Below are 19,830 nucleotides of genomic sequence, written 5' to 3' on the forward strand. Positions count from 1 at the left end.
CTTAGTTCGAGACGGACTGCGCGCCTGCGCGGGCCATCTCCAACACCCTGAACAGTCACGGTTAACGCGTCGTTAAGCAGGGCAATTTCTGCCGGGTCGATCTTGCCTCCCGGTCCTGCTCTGCAGGGTGAAAGGCTCCGCGCATAATTCAATTTCAACAGTAATATCAATCTGTTGACCGGATTAACCACGCTGGCATGGTGCTTGCGGGCTGTTTCCCGTGGCTGCTGCGCTGGGGAGCGTCGAAGCAGCCGCGGAACAGAATCGGGAGACTACGCCGTGGAGAACGCTCTTCTCGTCGGCCTGTCGCGTCAGATGGCTCTGGCGCGTGAGCTGGATGTCATCGCCAACAACATGGCGAATGTCGGCACCAACGGCTTCAAGGCGCGCTCGGCGCGCTTCAACGAATTCATCATGCCCAACGCCAGCGCCGAGACCTTCGCGCCGCGCGACCGGCCGCTCTCCTATGTCATCGACAAGGGTACGCCGATCGACCTGTCGCAGGGCGCGATCGAACGCACCGGCAACCCGCTCGACGTGGCGCTGCGCGGCGACAATTACCTCGCCGTCCAGACCGCGGGCGGGGAGCGCTATACCCGCGCCGGTTCGCTCGAGATCAACGGACGGGGCCAGCTCGTGATGCAGACCGGCCAGCCGGTACTGGGCGAGGGCGGGCCGATCACCTTCGGTTCGAGCGAAAGCAACGCCAGGATCGCCGCGGACGGCACCGTCTCCACCGACCAGGGCATCCGCGGCAAGCTGCGCCAGGTGCGCTTCGCCAATCCGCGCGCGCTGGTCAGCGAGGGCGACAACCTGTTCTCCTCGCCGGCTGGGGCCACCCCGGCGGGACCCGAGGCCCGCCTCGAAGTGGGGGCGAAAGAGAGTTCGAACGTCAAGGCGGTGATCGAGATGACCCGCCTGATGGAGGTCCAGCGCTCCTATCAGAGCATGGCCAACATGATGTCGAAGACCGACGAGCTGCGCAGCAAGGCGATTTCCCGCCTCGCCGACCAGCAAGCCTGACCCGGAGAGGAGTCAAGCCCATGCGCGCCCTTCAGACCGCCGCGACAGGCATGATGGCCCAGGAACTCAACGTTCAGGTCATCTCCAACAACATCGCCAACGTGCGCACCACCGGCTACAAGCGCCAGACCGTGCATTTCCAGGATCTTCTCTACGAGAACTTCCGGCGCGCGGGCTCCGCCACCTCGGAGACCACGCAGGTTCCGGCCGGCACCTTCGTCGGCTCGGGCGTCAAGACCGTCTCGACCGGCCGCATCATGAGCCAGGGCAACCTGACCTCGACCGAGAAGCAGTACGATCTGGCGATTCGCGGCGAGGGCTTCTTCCGCGTCCGCATGCCGGACGGCCGCACCACCTATACGCGCGACGGCTCGTTCGATCTCGACTCGCAGGGCCAACTCGTCACCCGCGACGGCTATCAGGTCGAGCCCGGCATCACGATCCCGAACAATGCGACCAGCGTGAACATCAACGCGCAGGGTTCCGTCGAGGTGATGCTGCCGGGCCAGACCGCCCCGCAGGTTCTGGGCCAGATCCAGCTCGTGCGCTTCGTCAACAAGGTCGGCCTGGAATCGATCGGCGACAACCTGTTCATCGAGACGGCGGCCTCCGGCCAGCCGATCGAGGGCTTCGGCGGCGGCGAGGGCTTCGGCAACCTGCAGCAGAACTATCTCGAAGAAGGCAACGTCCAGGCGGTGACAGAGCTGTCCTCGCTGATCGCGGCGCAGCGCGCCTACGAAATGAACTCCAAGGTCATCACCGCCGCCGACCAGATGATGTCGGCGACATCAGCGATGTTCCGCGGTTAAGGGGGCAGCGCATCATGATCCGTTCCTCGCTTTCGCTGACCGTCCTGCTCCTGCTGGCCGCCCCCGTACTCGGCGCCTCGCCGCGTGCCACTGCCGAGCATCCCGTCGCCGTCGCGGCCCTGTCTGCCGGGCCGGTTGCGCCGGGTCAGGTTTTGCCCGGCCAGGTTTTGCCCGGCCAGGTCGTGGCGCCGCAGGCCCCCCGCAGGCTGCAGCTGCGCACCGAACTCACGCTGCTGCGCGATATTGTCAGCTTCGGCGATCTGATCACCGGCATCGGCGCCGACGCGGCCGCGACTCCGGCCTTCCGCGCGCCCATGCTCGGCGAGACCGGCACCATCCAGGTCGCCCGCATCGTCGAGGCGGCGCTTGGGGCCGGGATCATCCGCACGGCCAGCGAACTTGAGAGCCACGGCTCGGCCCAGGTCGTGGTCACCCGCGCGGCACGGCGGATCTCGGCCTCCGACATCGAGGAGGCGGTCCGGATCGGCCTGCAGGAGCGCTACGGCGTCGATGCCCGCGCCTTCGCGCTTTCCATCGACGGCGGCGCGCCGGTGATCGCGGTCGAGCCCGATCTGACCGGCGACGTCACCGTCACCGATCTCGCCTATGACGCCCGCGCCCGCCGGCTCCAGGCAAGGGTGAGCGTGCCCGGCAGCATGGCGATGCGGCTGAAGCCGGTGCGGATTGGCGGCCAGCTCGTCGAGACGATCGAGGTCGTGGTGCCCAAGCGCGCGATCGCCCGCGGCGAGACGCTGGGCAAGGCCGATGTCGTGGTCGAGCGCCGCCCGCGCGACGGCCAGGCCAACGACCTGCTCGGCGACCCGCGCGCCGCGATCGACAAGGTGGCGCGGCGCGTGCTGATGGCCGGTGCGCCGCTGCGGGCCGGCGACGTCCAGCGCGAGGAGATCGTCGCCAAGGGCGACCTCGTCACCATCGTCTACGAGACGCGGGGGCTGATCATCACCCTGCGCGGTCGAGCCGGAGAGGCCGGCGCGATGGGCGATGTCGTCTCCGTCACCAATCCCCAGTCGAAGCGCGTGCTGCAGGGCACGGTCAGCGGTCCCGGTCGGATTTCCGTCCAGGCCTCGGCGGCCGGCCGCGTCGCCAGCGCCCAGTAAATTCGTCACGGAAAGCACGCCATGACCCGCAAGACCCTTCTCAACCTCTCCGGCGTCCTCCTGCTCGGGGTTTCGCTCGGCGCCTGCGGCGCCGCCGACCGGCTCGCCAATGTCGGTGCCGCGCCCGCGCTCTCGCCGATCGAGGATCCGACCGCGACCAAGGGCTACAAGCCCGTGCAGATGCCGATGCCGACGATGGAGCATGCCTCGTTTGCGCCGAACTCGCTCTGGCGCACCGGCTCGCGCGCCTTCTTCAAGGACCAGCGCGCCCGCATGGTCGGCGACCTCGTCACCGTCAAGGTCAAGGTCACCGACAGGGCGCAGCTCAACAACACGACCAAGCGCAGCCGCAAGAACGGCGAGGATGTCGGCGCCGACAACGTCTTCGGCTTCGAAAACAAGCTCGACAAGTTCCTGCCCGACGGCGCCAGCGCCGGCTCGCTGCTCAAGCTCGACTCGGCCGCTTCCAGCGAGGGCGCCGGCTCGGTCAACCGCTCGGAGACGCTGACCACCAATGTCGCGGCGGTGGTGACGCAGACCCTGCCCAACGGCAATCTGGTGGTCGAGGGCAAGCAGGAGATCCGGGTGAATTTCGAGGTGCGCGAGCTGATCGTCGCCGGTGTGATCCGGCCGGAGGACATCGAATCCGACAACACCATCGATTCGACCAAGATCGCCCAGGCCCGCATCGCCTATGGCGGCCGCGGCCAGATCACCGACGTCCAGCAACCGCGCTACGGCCAGCAGGTGATGGACATCCTGCTCCCGTTCTAACCTCGGTTGCTCCTGCGAAATCCCGGCCGGCGCGGAACGCTCCCCGCTCACTCCCGCGCCTGCCGGCCGGCGGTCTCTCCCGAGCCGCCGAACCTCCCGGCCGCCCGCCTACGCTCCCCGGCTCTCAGGGCAGGCGGCCTCTCAAGAAGCCCCGCGTTCTCCCGACGCGGGGCTTTTGGGATCTTGCAAGGGCATTCTGCGCGCGACGCAACAACTGCGATCGGGTACGGTCATGGTTGCGCAGGCCGACTCGCGAGCCACTAGGACGATTTCCGATGATAAACCCGCCATCAGCAGAGCAGCCTCTCTCCCCGGTCGACGATCTGCGTCAATTTCTTGCTGCCAAGAAAAAGACTTACGGTACGATCATGGCTGACCCGCCATGGCAGTTTGTTAATCGCACAGGGAAGATGGCTCCCGAACACAAACGTCTGGCCCGCTATTCGACAATGTCGCTGAACCATATCTGCGAACTTCCTGTGCAGGAAGCTGCCGCACCGGTCAGTCACCTCTATCTCTGGGTTCCGAATGCCCTGCTGCCTGAAGGCCTCGCAGTGATGAAGGCCTGGGGTTACGCCTACAAGTCCAACATCGTCTGGCACAAGATCCGGAAGGACGGCGGCTCGGACGGGCGAGGCGTGGGTTTCTATTTTCGTAACGTGACCGAGATTCTGCTGTTCGGCGTCCGCGGCAAGAACGCTCGCACGTTGGCGCCCGGTCGTCGTCAAGTGAACATGATGGAGACCCGCAAGCGGGAACACTCCCGAAAGCCGGACGAGCAGTATGACCTCATCGAGTCTTGCTCGATGGGTCCGCGCCTAGAGCTCTTCGGACGCGGTGTGCGCAAAGGCTGGGACACGTGGGGCAACCAAGCCGACGATAGCTATGAGCCCACCTGGAAGACGTACGCGCACCATTCGCGCGCACCGGGCTTTCGGGACGAGGATCGGATCCTAGTCGATTGAGGGCTCGGCGCCGGCCTCGATAAGGGCCTGCACGACTGCTTGAGGCTCGCCGAACGTCACGATGGACGCTGGCAGCCCAATCAACAGCAGCGGGCACGGATTGCCCACGCCGCGTTGCACGCGATCCTCAAGCTTGCGCCAATGTGTCGTCGCGGCGCCGAACTTGTCCGCGACGAAGGACGACGACCAAGCCTCCGGAAACGTGATGCCGTTGCGCTGGCGCCTAGCGTAGTCTTTCAGTTGCCGTGGCGTCGGGTTCAGGCCCAGGCCTGCCAGCTCGTCAACTGATGCCAACCCCTTCTCCTCTGCAAACCGCTTTACGAGTGACCTTAGGTCGTCCTGCAGGGAAGCCCCGCGCGTCACGATGATGCCGATTGAGATGGCGCCGTCCGCGTGCAGGCGCTTGAAGTTCTCGAGGTCCCGGTCGAAGAACGGGTCCTTGTTGTTCCATTCGATCTCCAACGCGACAGTGCCCGCCGCGAAGTCGCGGATGTGATCGACCTCATGGGACTGGCTGTCGAGGGCCCGTCCGTCTATGACGCGCTGGACGACGAAGTTGTGCTTCCTCCAGCCCTTGTCTTTCAGCGCGCGGCGCAGGCGTTGGGTGCCCTTCGTCTCGCCGCCACCCGATCCGACGATCTCCTCGATGGGAACGGAGGAGGCGAGCAGGATCTCCTCAATCTCAGTCGCCACCTCAGGAAAGTCGACGCCGAGGATCGCCCGTGCGTGCGAGTGAAAATCGATCTGGAAACCGGCGTCGGTGAGTCCTTTGAGCATCTACGGAGGGGTACCAGCGCGCCCGATTAGGATCCAGCAAATGCTCACGTCTTCGGCTTCTTCGGCAGTTTCGCCGGGTTGATGACCTTCACCCGTGGGAAGTAGCCGACGAAGTCCTTGGGATTCGTTGTGACCAGGGGAATGCCAGCCGCGTCGGCCGCCGCTCCGATGAGGAAATCTGGAAGAACGTTCGTCTTGGTGCCATCGCGGTCCTTGTAGAGCAGAAACGCCTTGCCGGCCCGGAAGAGGGCCTCATCGTCGCTGGGCAAGCGGTCCACAGCAAGTTGAACGATGGCTGTCTCGATCTCGGTTTTCGTCATTGAGACCGAGAGCTCGCTGTAGATGATGTCGATAATCAGGATCGGGCCGGCGGCCTTACGTGCCTCCAACTGTTCGACGGACCATTGGTGGTGCACGTCGGACGGTTTGAGTACCGCAATCAGTGCGCTTGTGTCGAAGAGCGTTGTCATTTTCCCCTCGTCAGGCGCAGCAGTTGTTCCGCTGTCATGGTCGGCTCAATGCCCTCGCCCTGCAGGTAGTCGAGGGCGGCCTTGGTTCGCTGTTTAATGAAAGCAGCGGGGTCGAAGTCGTCGAGCGACATCGCATCGACGATTTCGAAGCCCGCGCCGTATCGGGCGAGCATGGCGCAGGTCGCCGGGATGCTTTTCAGGACGCGAGGATTCGTCGGATGCACGGCGCCGACAGGATCAGGCGAGTTCGCCGCGATGAAGTCCGCAACGTCCTTCAGCCGGATCTCCGTACGTTCTTTGACGGCCTCCTCGCTGAATCGGTCGGGCCCGCCGCACTCAATGTAGAGCCTTAGCAAGTGTTTGGTCGCCAAGTCCTTCTCAAGGCTTCGCGGCCCAGCGATCTCATGGAAGCCCGACTCGGCCAACAGTTCGGCGTACTGGCTTTCCCGTGTCTTATGCCGGTTGATCTTCCTGTCCTCGATCAGCCGATCCATGGCGAGGAAGAGAGCGTCCACCCACCACCCCTCGATCCGCTCGCTCGTTAAGTCGCCGAGACGGCCCATTTTGTAGAGGTGGTTGAGGTTCGTCGCGAGCTTCCGTGCGCTCTGCGCGTGGTATCTAGGGTCGTCGAAAACGAAGCGCTCAATGTCGTTCGCGTTGACCTTCGACACATCCCATCGGAACTGCTTCGCGACGCGGTCCCGTACGTACCAATGTGCCCAGAGGGCGGGGCGCCTCTGGTTGGGAGCGGAAGGTTTGAAACGGCCGGCATAGCTCAGGTTGAAGGCGATGATTGCGAGCCTGTCGAAGCGTTCCGAGTGCTCAAAGTTGATGGCCTGGAAGACGAGTTCGTCGGCGACGATCTGGTGCTCCGGCTGCAGCCTGTTGAACAGGAAGAAGTTGGCGGGGATGTAGAAGTTGAACTTGCCAGCCACACGCTGAGCGAATTCGGTTCGCAAGACTGGCTCGACGCGTCCGCCGAATCCCACGCGGATGCAGTCGTGCAACTGCTTAAGGCCACGCTCCTGGCCCCAAGAGAAGTTCTTGGTGAAACTGCCTGGCTTCCATTCCGCCTCATCGGCAGCCGCCATCCGTGCCTCCAGCTTGCCGAAATCAGGGCTGCATGATCGGGACCCAGCTTTAAGATATATACAGGCACGCGCTTAACAGCCAGTTCGACCGGCGGGGCGAACAGCAGTGGAAGACGTACGGCTCGGGGCGCGGGTAATCTGGCGAGATACGACGCCAGTGAGATCAAACGTGTGCGCGAGTCTTGGCAGACGCCCGGAGTGCGAGCAGCACGGCTACAATCCCCGCAAAAACTTATCCCCGCCCCTTCACCTGCCCTTATCCTCCCCCCACCTCATCCCCGAGGGGCAGCCATCCGGAGGTATGCCGTTGGTGGGGAAGGGGTCGGCGCCTGCGGCTGGTCTTACAAGCCAGGCTCGGGAGGCTTCGGGGCACCGCCCTGGGGGTACTACGGCCCCTGTGCGAGGAGCTCGCTGGACGGGACGGCGGAAGCGGTCGGGTCCGACACCGCGGTGTGGCGCACCCTATGGGGCGTTGAGGCCGCAGGACGGCAAGGCAGGCCCGCCCGACCTTATAAGCGCGGCCCGGAGACTTAAAATCGCCGATGAGCGGAGCGCCACGGGGCGTGCGGATGGTGGCTCAATCCATCCGCGCCGCAGCCTGGCTCAATGGTTGCGGCCCGATACCCTCGCGCCTCGCGGCGCTCCGCTGCCCCTCATCAACAGCCGCCTCGCGAAAGCGCAGGCGGGGATTTGCTGTGCGTCTTTGAGGCGAAGCGCGGGGAACCCCTCTCCCGTAGGGAGAGGGGCAGGGGTGAGGGGTCGGCCGTTCGAAGGTTCAGCGAGCCCTCACCGCCGCGCCGTTGGGTTTTTTACGCAATTGGTCCAACGGCCGACACCTCACCCTGCCCTCTCCTTACAGGAGAGGGTTCCCCGCGCCTTCGTCGGCCTGCGGCGCCCATACGAAAAAAGCCCCGCTCCCTGACGAGGGCGGGGCCGTTCGAAAATCGGAACGGCCAGCGGGGCTCAGTCGTCGCGGAAGACCCGTTCGTTGCGCTCGTGGCGCTCCTGGGCTTCCAGCGAGAGCGTCGCGATCGGGCGGGCTTCGAGGCGCTTCAGCGAGATCGGCTCGCCGGTCTCCTCGCAATAGCCGTAGGTGTTCTCGTCGATCCGGGCGATCGCCGATTCGATCTTGGCGATCAGCTTGCGCTGGCGGTCGCGGGCCCGCAGCTCGATGGCGCGGTCGGTCTCCGAGGAGGCACGGTCGGCGATGTCGGGGTGATTCTCGCTCTCGCTCTGCAGCGTGACCAGCGTCTCCTTGGCCTCCTTGAGGATTTCTTCCTTCCAGGCGATCAGCTTGCCGCGAAAATACTCGCGCTGCCGGTCGTTCATGAACGGCTCGTCATCGGTGGGTTTGTAGTCCGCGTCGAGGGTAATCTGCTTCGACATAGGCGCACTCTCTGAGTTGGTCGTCCCGCAGCGCCCACCGACCTTGCCGTGGGAGGGCCGCCGATTTGGCGCCCTTATAGCGATGGACCGATCCGGTAACAATCGGGTTGCAAGGCACCATCCCGTGCTGTCGCCGAGCCTGGCTTCAGGCGCGTCATCGCCCTGCCGGATGCGGCCGGGGCATGACTGTCAGCGCAGGCGCGCCAGGGCGGCCGCGATGTCGGCCTCGACCAGCATCGCGATCGGCCGGCGGTAGTGGCTGTGGTCGAAGAACTGATTCGGATCGCGCAGCTCCGGCCGGTCGCGGCGCCAGTCGACCAAGGCGGTGCGCGGGCGCTTTGCCACCAGTGCGGCGAAGGCGTCGCGGCAGGTGGCCTCGGAGGTCGCATCGGGCGTGCCGGGCGCGGGCAGGGCGGTGCGATAGACCGGCGGCCGGACCAGGATGACCCGCAGGCTGGCGGGGGCAGCCGTGAGCAGGGTCGCGAGCTGTTCGGCAGCCGGATAGCGCCCGGTCAGGTTCCGGGTCAGGGTCTCCCCCGAGCCGTCGAGCTTGGCGCGGATCGCGGGATCGGCGTCATAGCCGGCCGAGGAATAATTCGGCTCGTAATCCCAATAGCCGTCGGGGCGGGCGCGCTCGGGGTTGCGCGCCGTGATGAAGGCGAGGCGGCGCTGGAACTCCTCGATCACGTCGAAGCGCATCAGCCCGACGAGGTATTCGCGCAACGACGCGGTGTAGAGCCAGTAGGGGAAGGGCAGCGCCGCGGGCAAGGCCGGGTCGCCCGTGCACCAGTAGTCGTCGACGCCGATGACGAGGGCATCAGTCGTGCCGGGGTGATGGCGCAGGAACCAGTCGATCAGCACCAGCGCCTCGCGCGGGCGGCTGCCCGGCGCGATCAGCGAGACGAAGGGAATGCCGGTCGCCTGCGTCAGCCGCTCCGGCGAGATCAGCTGGATATGCGAATTGCCGAAGATCGCGGCGCGAAAGGCCGGGTCGCGGCCCCGGCTGGCGGCCGCGGTGCGCGGACCTTGCGGGCGCACGCCGTCGTTGAAGGTGAGCGGGGTGCGGCCGGTGTCGTAGGGGTCGAGCAGGAAGGCGAGCGCCACCATGCCGACCAGCGCGACGACGGCCGTCACGGCAAAGGCGCGCACGAAGCCGGCCCAGCGGAGGGCAGCGGCCGGGGCAGTCTTCGGGGCCTCAGAACTGGAAATAGATGAACTCATAATTGGCGTCTTCGCCGATCTTGAACAGGATGAGGACGAACAGGACGGCCGCGATGACCGCCAGCCAGCGCGCCGGCGGCAGCCGATGGACCAGCGCCCAGGCTGAGGGGCCGATGATCGCGAAGGCGGCGGCTGGCAGCAAAGCGCGCCATTTGAAGCCGGTGCCGAGCGGGGCCAGGCCGAACAAGCCCTTGTAGACCGCCAGCGCGGCCTCGAAGCTCGGGGCCCGGAACAGCACCCAGCACAACGTCACGAACAGGAAGGTGAGGAGCCAGCCGAGGATGGCCGGCATCGGCAGGTTCGCCCGGCGCCAGAACAGCGCCACGATCAGGGCCAGACCGTGGGCGCTGCCCCAGGCCACATAGGTCAGGCCCGCGCCATGCCAGAGCCCGCCGAGCGCCATCGTCGCGAACAGCGCCCAGACCTGGCGCGGCAGGCCGTGCTTGGAGCCGCCGAGCCCGATATAGAGATAATCGCGCAGGAAGCGCGACAGCGTCATGTGCCAGCGCCGCCAGAAATCCTGGATGCTGGCGGCGCGATAGGGCACGTCGAAATTCTGCGGCAGCACGATGCCGAAGAGCAGCGCCAGCCCCAACGCCATGTCGGTATAGCCCGAGAAATCGAAATAGATCTGGAAGGTGAAGGCGAGCGTGCCCTGCCAGGCTTCGGCAACCGAGACCACCTTGCCGGCGGCCACCGCAGCGAAAACCGGGTTGGCGTATTCCGCCAGCGGATCGCCGAGCAGGACCTTCTTGGCGAGGCCGGCGGTGAGCAGCAGGAGCCCGCGTCCGAAGCGCTCTGCGGCATCGGTGCGCAGATAAGGCCGCTCCTCGAACTGGTGCATGATCTCGCGCCAGCGCACCAGCGGCCCGGCCAGCACCTGCGGGAAGAAGGCGATGTAGAGCCCGTAGCGGACGAGATCATAGCGCGGCGCCTGTCCGCGCCTGAGATCGGTCAGGTACATCACATGATGGAAGGTGAAGAAGGAGATGCCGAGCGGCAGGGCGAGATCGAGCCTGGTCGTCGGTAATCCCGGAATCATTCCAGCGAGATCGGCAAAGAAGTTGAAGTATTTGAACAGCGCCAGAACGGCGAGGTTGCCGATGATCGCCAGCGTGATCAGGCCACTGGCCTTCGTCTTGTGGAAGGCCTCGGCGATCAGCCAGTTGATGCCAATCGAGACGACGAGCAGCGGCAGGAAGCGCCAGTCCCACCAAGCATAGAAGGCCAGGGATAGAACCAGCAGCAGGGCCAGCCGCCAGGTCGGCGCAAAACGCTCGACGAGCCAGTGCAGGCCGAGCGCCAGGGGCAGGAAGGCGAGGAGAAAGGCGAAGGAGTTGAAGAGCATCGGGCGGGCTGCAAGGCAGGAGACGCCGCCTTAGAGGATTATCGGGCGGGTGTCATGTCGGACACGCGGCGCTCGCTGCGTGACGGTGCGATGCTATTCAATCAATCGATTGATTGAATGACGCTCGTGTGGTATGCAGCCATCATGTCAAAAGTTCGGGAACCGGATGAAGGAACGCGCCAGGCGCTCATTCGTGCCGCGCTCGACCTGTTCGGCCGGCAGGGGTTCGAGGCGAGTTCGATTCGTCAGATCGCGCAGCTCGCCGGGGTCAACAGCGCCGGCATCGCCTATCATTTCGGCGGGAAAGCCGGATTGCGCGAAGCCTGCGCCGGCGTCATCGTCGCGACGATGAAGCAGCGGGTGCTTGGCCCCGCCGTCCTGACGGTTGAGCCCGCGAGCCTGTCGCCGGATGCCGCGCTGGACACGATCCTGGCGATCGTCGACCGGGCAACGGCCTTCATGACCCGCGCCCTGGAAAGCGAGATGATCGCGCGCTTCGTGCTGCGCGAGATCATCGAGCCGAGTTCTGCTTTCGAGGCGCTCTATGAAGGCGCGTTCGGCCCGGTTCATGGCCGGCTCTGCATGCTGTGGGCCGCTGCCGCCGGCACGGAGCCCGATGCGCGCGAGACGAAGCTCGCCGTCTTCGCCATGGTCGGGCAGGTGCTTTATTTCCGTCTGGCTCGGCCCATCGTGATGCGTCGCATGGGCTGGGAGACGATTGCCGAGGACGAGGAGAAGGCGATCGCCGCCATCATCCGCGCCTCCGTCCGGGCGACCCTGTTGTCGGCGCGTGGAGATCGCTCATGATCCTCGGCTTCCTGTGCTCCTTTACTCTGATCGCGGCCAGCTTCACGACATGCGACCCGGCTTCGGTGCGGATCGCCGGCTATGTCGAGGGCGAGTATGTCCGGATGGGGCCGATCGACACGGCCCGGATCGACCGGATCGAGGTGCGGCGCGGCGATCGGGTCGAGGCGGGGAAAGTCGTCGCGACGCTCGAGACCGAGGATGCGTCGAACGCCGTCCTCGAGAGCGAAGCGCGGCTGGTCCAGGCGCAGGCGCAGTTCCAGAATCTCCGCAGCGGCAAGCGGCCGGAAGAGATCGCCGTGATCGAAGCGAGCTTCGCCTCCGCCAGGGCGCAGCAGCGCGAGGCGGAACGCGCGCTCGACAGGCGGCAGGACCTGTTCAATCGTGGTGTCTCGACACAGGCCGATCTCGACCAGGCGCTGACTGCGCGCGACGTCGCGGTGGCCCGAGTGCGGGAGATCGCCTCCAACCTCGACGTGGCGCGGCTGCCGGCCCGTCCCGACGAGATCAAGGCCAGCGAGAACCAGGTGGCGCAGGCGAGCGCGGCTCTGGCGCAGGCGCGCTGGCGGCTGTCGCAGCGCAAGCTCATCGCGCCGGCTGCCGGCCGGATCAGCGATGTGCTGCGCCGGGTCGGTGAGCTTGCGGGCCCGAGCGCTCCGGTGCTGACGATGCTGCCGGATGGGGCGGCGAAGCTCATGCTCTATGTGCCGGAGATGCAGATTTCCGGCATGACGATGGGGATGCGTCTCGACGTGCGCTGTGACGGCTGCGCGCTCGGCCTCAGCGCGACCGTGACCTATGTCTCGCCGGAACCCGAGTTCACTCCGCCGGTGATCTATTCGGCGCAGACGCGGCAGAAGCTCGTCTATCTTGTCGAGGCGCGGCCTGATGGCGGGCAGGCTCAGGCGTTGCAGCCGGGGCAGATCGTCGACGTGATGTTGCAGGGGCGCCGGTGAGCACGGGCAACGCCATCGATGTGCGCGGGCTGACCAAGCGTTTCGGCACACGCACGGTCGTGGACAATGTCGATCTGTCGGTGGCGACAGGCGAGATCGTCGGCTTCCTCGGACCCAACGGTTCCGGCAAGACCACGACGATCCGCCTGATCTGCGGCCTGCTGACGGCCGATGCCGGGGAGGGCACGGTGCTGGGCCTCGATGTCCGCCGGCAGAGCGCCGAGATCAAGCGCCAGGTCGGCTACATGACGCAGCGCTTCTCGTTCTACGAGGATCTGACGATCACCGAGAACCTGACCTTCGTCGCCCGGCTCTATGGGCTGAAACCCGTCGCGGAGACGGTGGCGAAGACGCTCGACGGCCTGGGGCTGACATCGCGCAGGGACCAGCTCGCGGGCACGCTGTCGGGCGGCTGGAAGCAGCGGCTGGCGCTGGCTGCCTGCATCATGCACCAGCCCAAGCTCCTGCTGCTCGACGAACCGACGGCGGGTGTCGATCCCAAGGCGCGGCGCGAATTCTGGGACGAGATCCACCGCCTCGCCGGCGACGGGCTCACGGTGCTGGTCTCGACCCACTACATGGACGAAGCCGAGCGCTGCCATCGCATCGGCTATATCGCCTATGGCCGCATGCTCGCGACCGGGACGGTCGACGAGGTCGTGCGTGGCTCCGGCCTGATCACCTATGTCGTGCATGGCGCGCTGACGCCGGCGCAGCTGCGCGAGCTTGCCGCTGCCGATGGGGTCGAGCAGGTGGCGCCGTTCGGCACGACGCTGCATGTCGTCGGCACCGACAAGGCGAAGCTGGAAGCCGCGCTGGCGCCGCTGACGCGCGACAAGGGCCTGCGGGTCGAGCCCGATGAAACCAGCCTCGAGGACGTCTTCATCAAGTTCATGACCGGCGCACAGGACCGTGCGGCATGACCATCTCGTTCTCGCCCCGCCGGCTCGGCGCCATCCTCGCCAAGGAGTTCGTGCAGATGCGGCGCGACCGCATCACCTTCGCGATGATGCTGGTGGTGCCCGTGATCCAGCTCCTGCTCTTTGGCTATGCGATCAACAACGATCCGCGCGGTCTGCCGGCGGCGATCCTGGCGCTGGGGCAGGACCGCTATACGCGGGCCGTGGTCTCGGCGCTCGAAGTCTCCAACTACTATCGCTTCGGCGAGCGGCCGCAGAGCGCGATGGAAGCCGAGAGCCTGATGGCGCGCGGCGAAATCTCCTTCCTGGTGACGATTCCGAGCGATTTCGGCAGTCGCGTCGAGCGGATGGACGAGCCGCACATCCTGGTCGAGGCGGACGCGACCGATCCGGCCGCCGCAAGCGGCGCGGTCGCGGCGCTGGGGACGATCGCCAACCGGTCGCTCCTGCGGGCGCAGGGCCGGGAGCCGACGACGAACCCTGCCGGCGGCGGCGAAGCCGGCCTCTCCTTCGTCGTGCACCGCCGCTACAACCCGGAGAACATCACGCAGTACAACATCGTGCCGGGCCTGCTCGGCGTCATCCTGCAGATGACCATGGTGATGATGACGGCGATGGCGCTGACGCGCGAGATCGAGCGCGGCACGATGGAGAACCTGCTGGCGATGCCGGTGACGGCCGGCGAGATCATGCTCGGCAAGGTGCTGCCCTATCTCGCAATCGGCGCGGTCCAGGTCGTCATCGTGTTGGGTGCGGCCAAGGCGCTGTTCAGCGTGCCGTTCCTGGGTGGGCTCGGCCTGTTGCTGACCTGCGTTTTGATCTTCGTGCTGGCGCTGGTGCTGCTCGGCTACACGATCTCGACGATGGCGCGCACGCAGTTGCAGGCGATGCAGCTGACCTTCTTCTTCTTCCTGCCGTCGCTGATGCTGTCGGGCTTCATGTTCCCGTTCGCCGGCATGCCCGGCTGGGCGCAGACGCTGGGCGAACTGTTCCCGCTGACGCATTTCCTGCGGATCGTGCGCGCGATCATGCTGAAGGGCGCCGGGCTCGGCGATATCGGCGACGAGGTGTTCTATCTCCTGGCCTTCGTGCCGGTCTATGCGGGCGTGGCGCTGATGCGGTTCCGGAGCACGCTGGATTGAAGGCGGAGCGCGCTTGCGGGGTTTGAGGATTGCGCCTTCAGCGGCTGAAATACGTATCCCACAGGCCGTTGCGAAACAGCAGGCTCGGATCGTGGAAGCGTTTGCGCTCGGCGAAATGTTGAGCTTTCGGATAGACGCGCTCGAATTGGTCCTGACGCGCGTGCAGGCGGTAGGGTAGGTAGAAGCTGCCGTCGAGAGAGGCTGCGAGGTCCATCAATGCCTCGCTCAGCCGGATCATGTCCGCTTCGCCCTGCTGCGAAATCTCCTGCGAGAACGACATGACGGCGGCGATGCGGTCCGTGGCTGCGTAGGAGAGTACGCTCGCCTCGTCGCGCCTGACATATCGCAAGGTGACGTTCAGAAATTCGGCCCGCGCCTTGGGGATGATGATGCGACAGCCCCGGATGAATTCGTTGAGACGCTCTGGCGCGAGAAAATACTCGTGCAGGATGTCGGTTCGCCGCCGGTCCTTGCCTGCAAGGTTGCTGACCGGCTGATTCATCAGCGTATTCCTGGTCGCGATCATCGTGGGACCGTGCGAAGCCATTCCGGTCTCAGCCAGCCAACGCGCAGCCTTTGCGGCTTCCGAACCAATCTGTGCTCGGTAGATCTGGCGGCTCACCCCGGAAAGCGGGTTGGTGCGCTGCGCGACAGGCAGCCCTTTCGCGGGTGTCGGCGCCGGGTGAAAGCCGATCAGCAGAGCTTCCCGCATCAGGGAAGCCCGTGCGACGTTCATCCGGCCGTAGATCATACGCAATGTCGAGTTTTCACGGACAACCTGGCTGAAGCGCTCGGCAAAGGCCTCGGCGGGCATGATTTCATGGCGAGCGGTCAGCAATACGTTGTCGACAATATCGATTTCGATATCGAGGATTATTCCCAACAGGCCGTAGCCTCCCATTGCCAACGAGAAGAGTTCGGAATTTTCGGCGCGGGAGCAGGTCACGATCGTTCCGTCGGCCAGCATCATCTGGAGCGATTTCACCGTCGATCCGAAAGGACCGTAGGGTGCAGGCCAGCCATGGGCGTTGACAGAGAAGGTGCTGGCGACGCCGAAGTCGCTGTTTGATTGCATGACGGCTGGCGAAAAGCCTGCCTTATCGAGATGCGCGATAACCTCGAACCATCGCGTTCCCGCGTGGACCCTGACCGTCCGCGCCGCGCGGTCGATTTCAGCCCGGTCGATGTCCAGCGTGATCGCTGAGCCGTTTCGCGGCAGGCTTTGGCCGCCCATGCTATGGCGCGCCGCGCTGACGCAAACGGGCCGTTTGTTGGCCTGCGCTTGCTTCAACTCATTGCGAAGGCGAGCGATGATCTCGTCTTCCGTTTCGGAACGAGCGACCCAGTGGCTGAAAACCGGGACGGCGTTCAAACGGCTCGCGTCACCGAGCACCAACCGCTGCTGCGAAACCACCTCGACTGGCGCCAATGCCATGAGAGAGCCGGCCGATAGGCCGGCTGCGAAAGTGCGTCTGGTAATGCGTCCCATTAGGATGGGTTTCTGACACCCTCTTTCTACAACGGAATGTTGTCGTGCTTGCGCCAGGGGCGCTCGACGCTCTTGGTCCTGAGCATGGCGAGTGCGCGGGCGATGCGGCGCCTTGTCGAGTGCGGCATGATCACCTCGTCGATATAGCCGCGCTCGGCCGCGACGAAGGGCGACATGAAGCGATCTTCGTATTCCTTGGTCTGGCGCGCGATGGTCTCGGCGTCGCCGCCCCGGAAGATGATCTCGACCGCACCCTTGGCGCCCATCACCGCGATCTGCGCGGTGGGCCAGGCGTAGTTCACATCGGCGCCGACATGCTTGGAGGCCATGACGTCATAGGCGCCGCCAAAAGCCTTGCGCGTGATGATCGTGACCAGCGGCACGGTGCATTCGCTGTAGGCGAAGAGCAGCTTGGCGCCGTGCTTGATCAGGCCGCCATATTCCTGCGCCGTGCCCGGCAGGAAGCCGGGAACGTCGACGAAGGTGACGATCGGGATCTCGAAGGCGTCGCAATAGCGCACGAAGCGCGCGGCCTTGCGCGAGGCGTCGGAGTCGAGCACGCCGGCCAGCACCATCGGCTGGTTGGCGACGATGCCGATCGTGCGGCCCTCGATGCGGCCGAAGCCGGTGACGATGTTGGCGGCGTAGGCTCCTTGAATCTCGAAGAAATCGCCCTCGTCGAGCGTCTTCAGGATCAGCTCCTTGATGTCATAGGGCTTGTTGGGATTGTCCGGGACCAGCGTGTCGAGGCTCATATCGACGCGGTCGGGCACGTCGAATGACGGCCATTCCGGCACGCCGACCGTGTTGTTGGCCGGCAGGAAATCGAGCAGGCGGCGGACCTGCAGCAGCGCCTCGACATCGTTCTCGAAGGAACCGTCCGCCACGGACGATTTGGTGGTGTGGACCTTGGCGCCGCCCAGTTCCTCGGAGGTGACGGTCTCGTTGGTGACGGTCTTCACGACGTCAGGGCCGGTGACGAACATGTAGGAGGTGTCGCGGACCATGAAGATGAAGTCGGTCATCGCCGGCGAGTAGACGTCGCCGCCGGCGCAGGGGCCCATGATCACGGAGATCTGCGGGATCACGCCCGAGGCCGCGACATTGCGCTTGAAGACCTCGCCATAGCCGCCGAGCGCCGCCACGCCCTCCTGGATGCGGGCGCCGCCGGCATCGAACAGGCCGACGATGGGCGCGCGCATCTTCAGCGCCATGTCCTGGATCTTGATGATCTTCTGGGCGTGGGTTTCCGACAGCGAGCCACCGAAGACGGTGAAGTCCTTGGAGAAGACGAAGACGGTGCGGCCGTTGACCGTGCCCCAGCCGGTGACGACGCCGTCGCCGGGGATCTTCTCGGCCTTGTCCATGCCGAAATCGACGCAGCGATGCTGCACGAACATGTCGAACTCCTCGAAGGAGTCCTTGTCGAGCAGGAGTTCGACGCGCTCGCGGGCGGAGAGCTTGCCTCTGCCGTGCTGCGCCTCGATGCGCCGGGTGCCGCCGCCCTGGCGCGCGCCTTCGCGGCGGGCTTCGAGCTGGTCGAGAATGTCTTTCATGATGGACGCCCCGGAGCCGACGAAAGGTCTTGTCGCTTCCGGATTAAGCGGGCGCGGGGTCTGAGTCCATCGGCAGGCGGTGCGGCTTTCGGCTAGCCCTGCTTGAGCAGCAGCACGGCGGCATCGAACTCCGTCCTGCGGATCGCGCGGCGTTCGGCGGCGTCCTCGTCCTGGCCCCAGATGCCGATCTGGTAGTCCTCGTCGAGATGGGCAGCGGCCCAGACGGCGTCCGCGTCCAGCTGTCCGAAGGCGAGCGCCAGCATCAGGATGGTCGAGCCGGTCAGGCTCATGACGTTGTGGGCGCCGGCCAGCGCCACCGGCGCCTTGATCTCCGCGACATGGCGGGCGACGGCTGAAAGCGTCTGCTCCGGCTGCTGCGCGAAGACGATGCCTTGCGCCAGAATGAAGCGCGCGCCGATCTTCGCCTCGACGGCGTGGCGGATCGGCTCCCAGATCTCGTTTTGCAGCGCGACCAGGGCCTCAGGCTCGGCGGCCCGGTAACAGAGCGCGTCTGAGCCGGCATAGCGCACGATCTCGGCGCGCACCGCGACGTGCTGGTCGGCGACGCCGTCGAGCGCCGAATTGACCAGCCGCGTCAGCGGCATGCGGGCGGGGTCGATCTTTTCGCTCGGCGCGTGCCATTCGGCGGCCAATGCCTCCGCGACGGGGCGCGAGATCACGGCCAGCGGGTTGCGGGCCGGCGTGCGGGCGGTGCGGCCGTCGAGCGCGACATGAAAGAGGCCGTCGCGCTCCAGTACGGCGGCGCTTTCGTAGAAGCGGCTCGGCAGGGCGTTGCGCATCGCCTTCTGCGCAGCGGCGACGGGATCGGGCTGGCGCTGGCCTTCGGCGCCGAAGCGGGCGAGGAAATCATCGGTCGACATGGCCGCGCATCTAGCACGCCGCGCGCGTGCGGTCAGCCTCCGAAGCGGTCGCGCCAGGCGGGTTTCGCGGCCTGAAAGGGCAGGGCGCTCGCGGCATGGACGCCGCGCGCGACGGCCCGCGCCAGCACGTCGGCGGCGGTGGCGCAGAGTTCGGTCAGGGCGAAGGCGTCGGAGGGCGCGCCGCTATGGCCGGTCGCGGCGGCGAAAACGACATCGCCGTCGAGCGCGCCATGGGCCGGCCGCAGGGCACGGGCGAGGCCGTCATGGGCGGCCAAGGCGAGGCGCTTGCACTGCGCCTTGGTCAGCACGGCGTCGGTCGCGACCAGTGCGATCGTGGTATTCTGGCCGGTGCCGCCCTTGAAGCGCAAGGCCAGGTCGTCGGGCGCGATGGCGGACGGCCAGCCCCTGCCGCCGAACTCGGCGGCTTGCTCGTAAGGAGCTGCCAAGAAATGCGGGCCGCCGCCGATGGTCGCCGTGCCCACCGCATTGACCGCGACGAGCGCGCCGACCACCTGGCCTGTCGCGGCACGGGCACTGGCCGAGCCGATGCCGCCTTTCAGGTTCAGGGTGGTGGCGCCGAAGCCGGCGCCGGCCGTGCCGAGCGCGAAATCGGCGGCGGCGGTCTCGGCCGCAAGCGCCCCCAGCTTGCGATAGGGCGGCTCCGTGCCCCCTTTGGCCCAGGGCTTGTCGCCGCCATTGAGCAGGTCGAACAGGATCGCCTGCGGCACGATGGGGACGCGCAGGGGGCCGATGGGGAAGCCGCGACCCTGGCCGGCGAGCCAGGCCATGACGCCATCAGCCGCCGAAAGTCCCCAGGCCGAGCCGCCGGAGAGCACGATCGCGTCGATATGCTCGACCGTCATTTCCGGTTCGAGCAGGGCGGTGTCGCGCGTGCCGGGCGCGCCGCCGAGAATCGCGATCGAGGCGACCGTCGGTCGCTCGAACAGCGCGACCGTGACGCCCGTGGCGGCCTCAGCATCATGGGCCTGCCCGATGAGGACGCCCCGAACATCGGTGATGAGGTTCCGCATCGACACAAAGAGCAGGAGGAATCGGAACGCCACGGGCTACCGGGGCGTTACATTACGATCTTTTCA

The 19,830-nt window shown here is 66.1% G+C and carries 19 protein-coding genes; 9 read left to right on the forward strand and 10 right to left on the reverse strand.

The genetic code is table 11. The annotated features are described in order from the left end of the window. The first annotated feature begins 279 nt into the window (after window positions 1-279). The 5 genes from flgF to AC1DYU_RS01275 all read left to right on the forward strand — a co-directional run bounded on the left by flgF (window position 280) and on the right by AC1DYU_RS01275 (window position 4,689). Complete coding sequence (flgF, locus tag AC1DYU_RS01255; RefSeq protein ID WP_158487348.1) at window positions 280-1,023, forward strand: flagellar basal-body rod protein FlgF; 744 nt, start codon at window positions 280-282, stop codon at window positions 1,021-1,023. A gap of 20 nt (window positions 1,024-1,043) precedes the next feature. Next, window positions 1,044-1,832: a flagellar basal-body rod protein FlgG gene (gene flgG, locus AC1DYU_RS01260; RefSeq protein ID WP_476790070.1), complete on the forward strand. Its 789-nt coding sequence runs from the start codon at window positions 1,044-1,046 to the stop codon at window positions 1,830-1,832. A 14-nt stretch (window positions 1,833-1,846) separates the two neighbouring features. Further along, on the forward strand, window positions 1,847-2,950 hold the full coding sequence (gene flgA / locus AC1DYU_RS01265; protein WP_476790071.1) for a flagellar basal body P-ring formation chaperone FlgA: 1,104 nt from the start codon (window positions 1,847-1,849) through the stop codon (window positions 2,948-2,950). Window positions 2,951-2,971: 21 nt separating this feature from the next. Then, window positions 2,972-3,724 carry a flagellar basal body L-ring protein FlgH gene (gene flgH / locus AC1DYU_RS01270; RefSeq protein ID WP_158487351.1) on the forward strand — a complete coding sequence of 251 codons (753 nt, stop codon included), beginning with the start codon at window positions 2,972-2,974 and terminating at the stop codon, window positions 3,722-3,724. A 275-nt stretch (window positions 3,725-3,999) separates the two neighbouring features. Further along, complete coding sequence (locus AC1DYU_RS01275) at window positions 4,000-4,689, forward strand: MT-A70 family methyltransferase (protein WP_476790072.1); 690 nt, start codon at window positions 4,000-4,002, stop codon at window positions 4,687-4,689. Here the strand turns inward: AC1DYU_RS01275 and AC1DYU_RS01280 are convergent. The 6 genes from AC1DYU_RS01280 to AC1DYU_RS01305 all read right to left on the reverse strand — a co-directional run bounded on the left by AC1DYU_RS01280 (window position 4,678) and on the right by AC1DYU_RS01305 (window position 10,982). Next, entirely contained in the window at window positions 4,678-5,466 is a 789-nt protein-coding gene (locus AC1DYU_RS01280; RefSeq protein WP_476790073.1) for a BglII/BstYI family type II restriction endonuclease, read from the reverse strand. The two genes, AC1DYU_RS01275 and AC1DYU_RS01280, sit on opposite strands and share 12 nt — an antisense overlap. Window positions 5,467-5,510: 44 nt before the next feature. Next, window positions 5,511-5,936 carry a type II toxin-antitoxin system VapC family toxin gene (locus tag AC1DYU_RS01285; RefSeq protein ID WP_476790074.1) on the reverse strand — a complete coding sequence of 142 codons (426 nt, stop codon included), beginning with the start codon at window positions 5,934-5,936 and terminating at the stop codon, window positions 5,511-5,513. Further along, a complete protein-coding gene (locus tag AC1DYU_RS01290; RefSeq protein WP_476790075.1) occupies window positions 5,933-7,027 on the reverse strand; it encodes a hypothetical protein in 1,095 nt (364 codons plus the stop codon). The genes AC1DYU_RS01285 and AC1DYU_RS01290 overlap by 4 nt, the downstream gene beginning before the upstream one ends. Window positions 7,028-7,990: 963 nt before the next feature. Then, the gene (gene dksA, locus AC1DYU_RS01295) at window positions 7,991-8,413 is read right to left on the reverse strand and encodes an RNA polymerase-binding protein DksA (protein ID WP_158483130.1); all 423 of its coding nucleotides are present in this window, start codon (window positions 8,411-8,413) and stop codon (window positions 7,991-7,993) included. A 189-nt stretch (window positions 8,414-8,602) separates the two neighbouring features. Beyond that, window positions 8,603-9,562, reverse strand: coding sequence for a hypothetical protein (locus AC1DYU_RS01300; protein WP_476790076.1), 960 nt, complete (start codon window positions 9,560-9,562; stop codon window positions 8,603-8,605). Between the two features lie 46 nt (window positions 9,563-9,608). Next, window positions 9,609-10,982: an MBOAT family O-acyltransferase gene (locus AC1DYU_RS01305; RefSeq protein WP_476790077.1), complete on the reverse strand. Its 1,374-nt coding sequence runs from the start codon at window positions 10,980-10,982 to the stop codon at window positions 9,609-9,611. Between the two features lie 144 nt (window positions 10,983-11,126). Between AC1DYU_RS01305 and AC1DYU_RS01310 the strand changes: the two genes are divergently transcribed. The 4 genes from AC1DYU_RS01310 to AC1DYU_RS01325 are packed head-to-tail and all read left to right on the forward strand — an operon-like array spanning window position 11,127 to window position 14,807. Beyond that, entirely contained in the window at window positions 11,127-11,789 is a 663-nt protein-coding gene (locus AC1DYU_RS01310) for a CerR family C-terminal domain-containing protein (protein ID WP_476790078.1), read from the forward strand. Beyond that, a complete protein-coding gene (locus tag AC1DYU_RS01315) occupies window positions 11,786-12,745 on the forward strand; it encodes an HlyD family secretion protein (RefSeq protein WP_476790079.1) in 960 nt (319 codons plus the stop codon). Before AC1DYU_RS01310 ends, AC1DYU_RS01315 begins: the two co-directional genes overlap by 4 nt. Next, window positions 12,742-13,668: an ABC transporter ATP-binding protein gene (locus AC1DYU_RS01320; protein ID WP_476790080.1), complete on the forward strand. Its 927-nt coding sequence runs from the start codon at window positions 12,742-12,744 to the stop codon at window positions 13,666-13,668. The genes AC1DYU_RS01315 and AC1DYU_RS01320 overlap by 4 nt, the downstream gene beginning before the upstream one ends. Continuing rightward, window positions 13,665-14,807, forward strand: coding sequence for an ABC transporter permease (locus tag AC1DYU_RS01325; RefSeq protein WP_476790081.1), 1,143 nt, complete (start codon window positions 13,665-13,667; stop codon window positions 14,805-14,807). Before AC1DYU_RS01320 ends, AC1DYU_RS01325 begins: the two co-directional genes overlap by 4 nt. Window positions 14,808-14,844: 37 nt before the next feature. Here the strand turns inward: AC1DYU_RS01325 and AC1DYU_RS01330 are convergent, their stop codons facing one another. From AC1DYU_RS01330 to AC1DYU_RS01345, 4 genes are all read right to left on the reverse strand, one after another. Beyond that, complete coding sequence (locus AC1DYU_RS01330; protein ID WP_476790082.1) at window positions 14,845-16,242, reverse strand: FAD-binding oxidoreductase; 1,398 nt, start codon at window positions 16,240-16,242, stop codon at window positions 14,845-14,847. 80 nt (window positions 16,243-16,322) lie between these two features. Further along, window positions 16,323-17,852, reverse strand: coding sequence for an acyl-CoA carboxylase subunit beta (locus AC1DYU_RS01335; RefSeq protein WP_476790083.1), 1,530 nt, complete (start codon window positions 17,850-17,852; stop codon window positions 16,323-16,325). Between the two features lie 92 nt (window positions 17,853-17,944). After that, window positions 17,945-18,733 carry an ATP12 family chaperone protein gene (locus AC1DYU_RS01340; RefSeq protein WP_476790084.1) on the reverse strand — a complete coding sequence of 263 codons (789 nt, stop codon included), beginning with the start codon at window positions 18,731-18,733 and terminating at the stop codon, window positions 17,945-17,947. A 32-nt stretch (window positions 18,734-18,765) separates the two neighbouring features. Beyond that, window positions 18,766-19,764 (reverse strand): P1 family peptidase, encoded by a 999-nt coding sequence (locus tag AC1DYU_RS01345; protein WP_476790085.1) that lies wholly within the window; start codon window positions 19,762-19,764, stop codon window positions 18,766-18,768. Window positions 19,765-19,830 lie beyond the last annotated feature (66 nt).

Source organism: Allobosea sp. P2_B12, assembly GCF_056404835.1.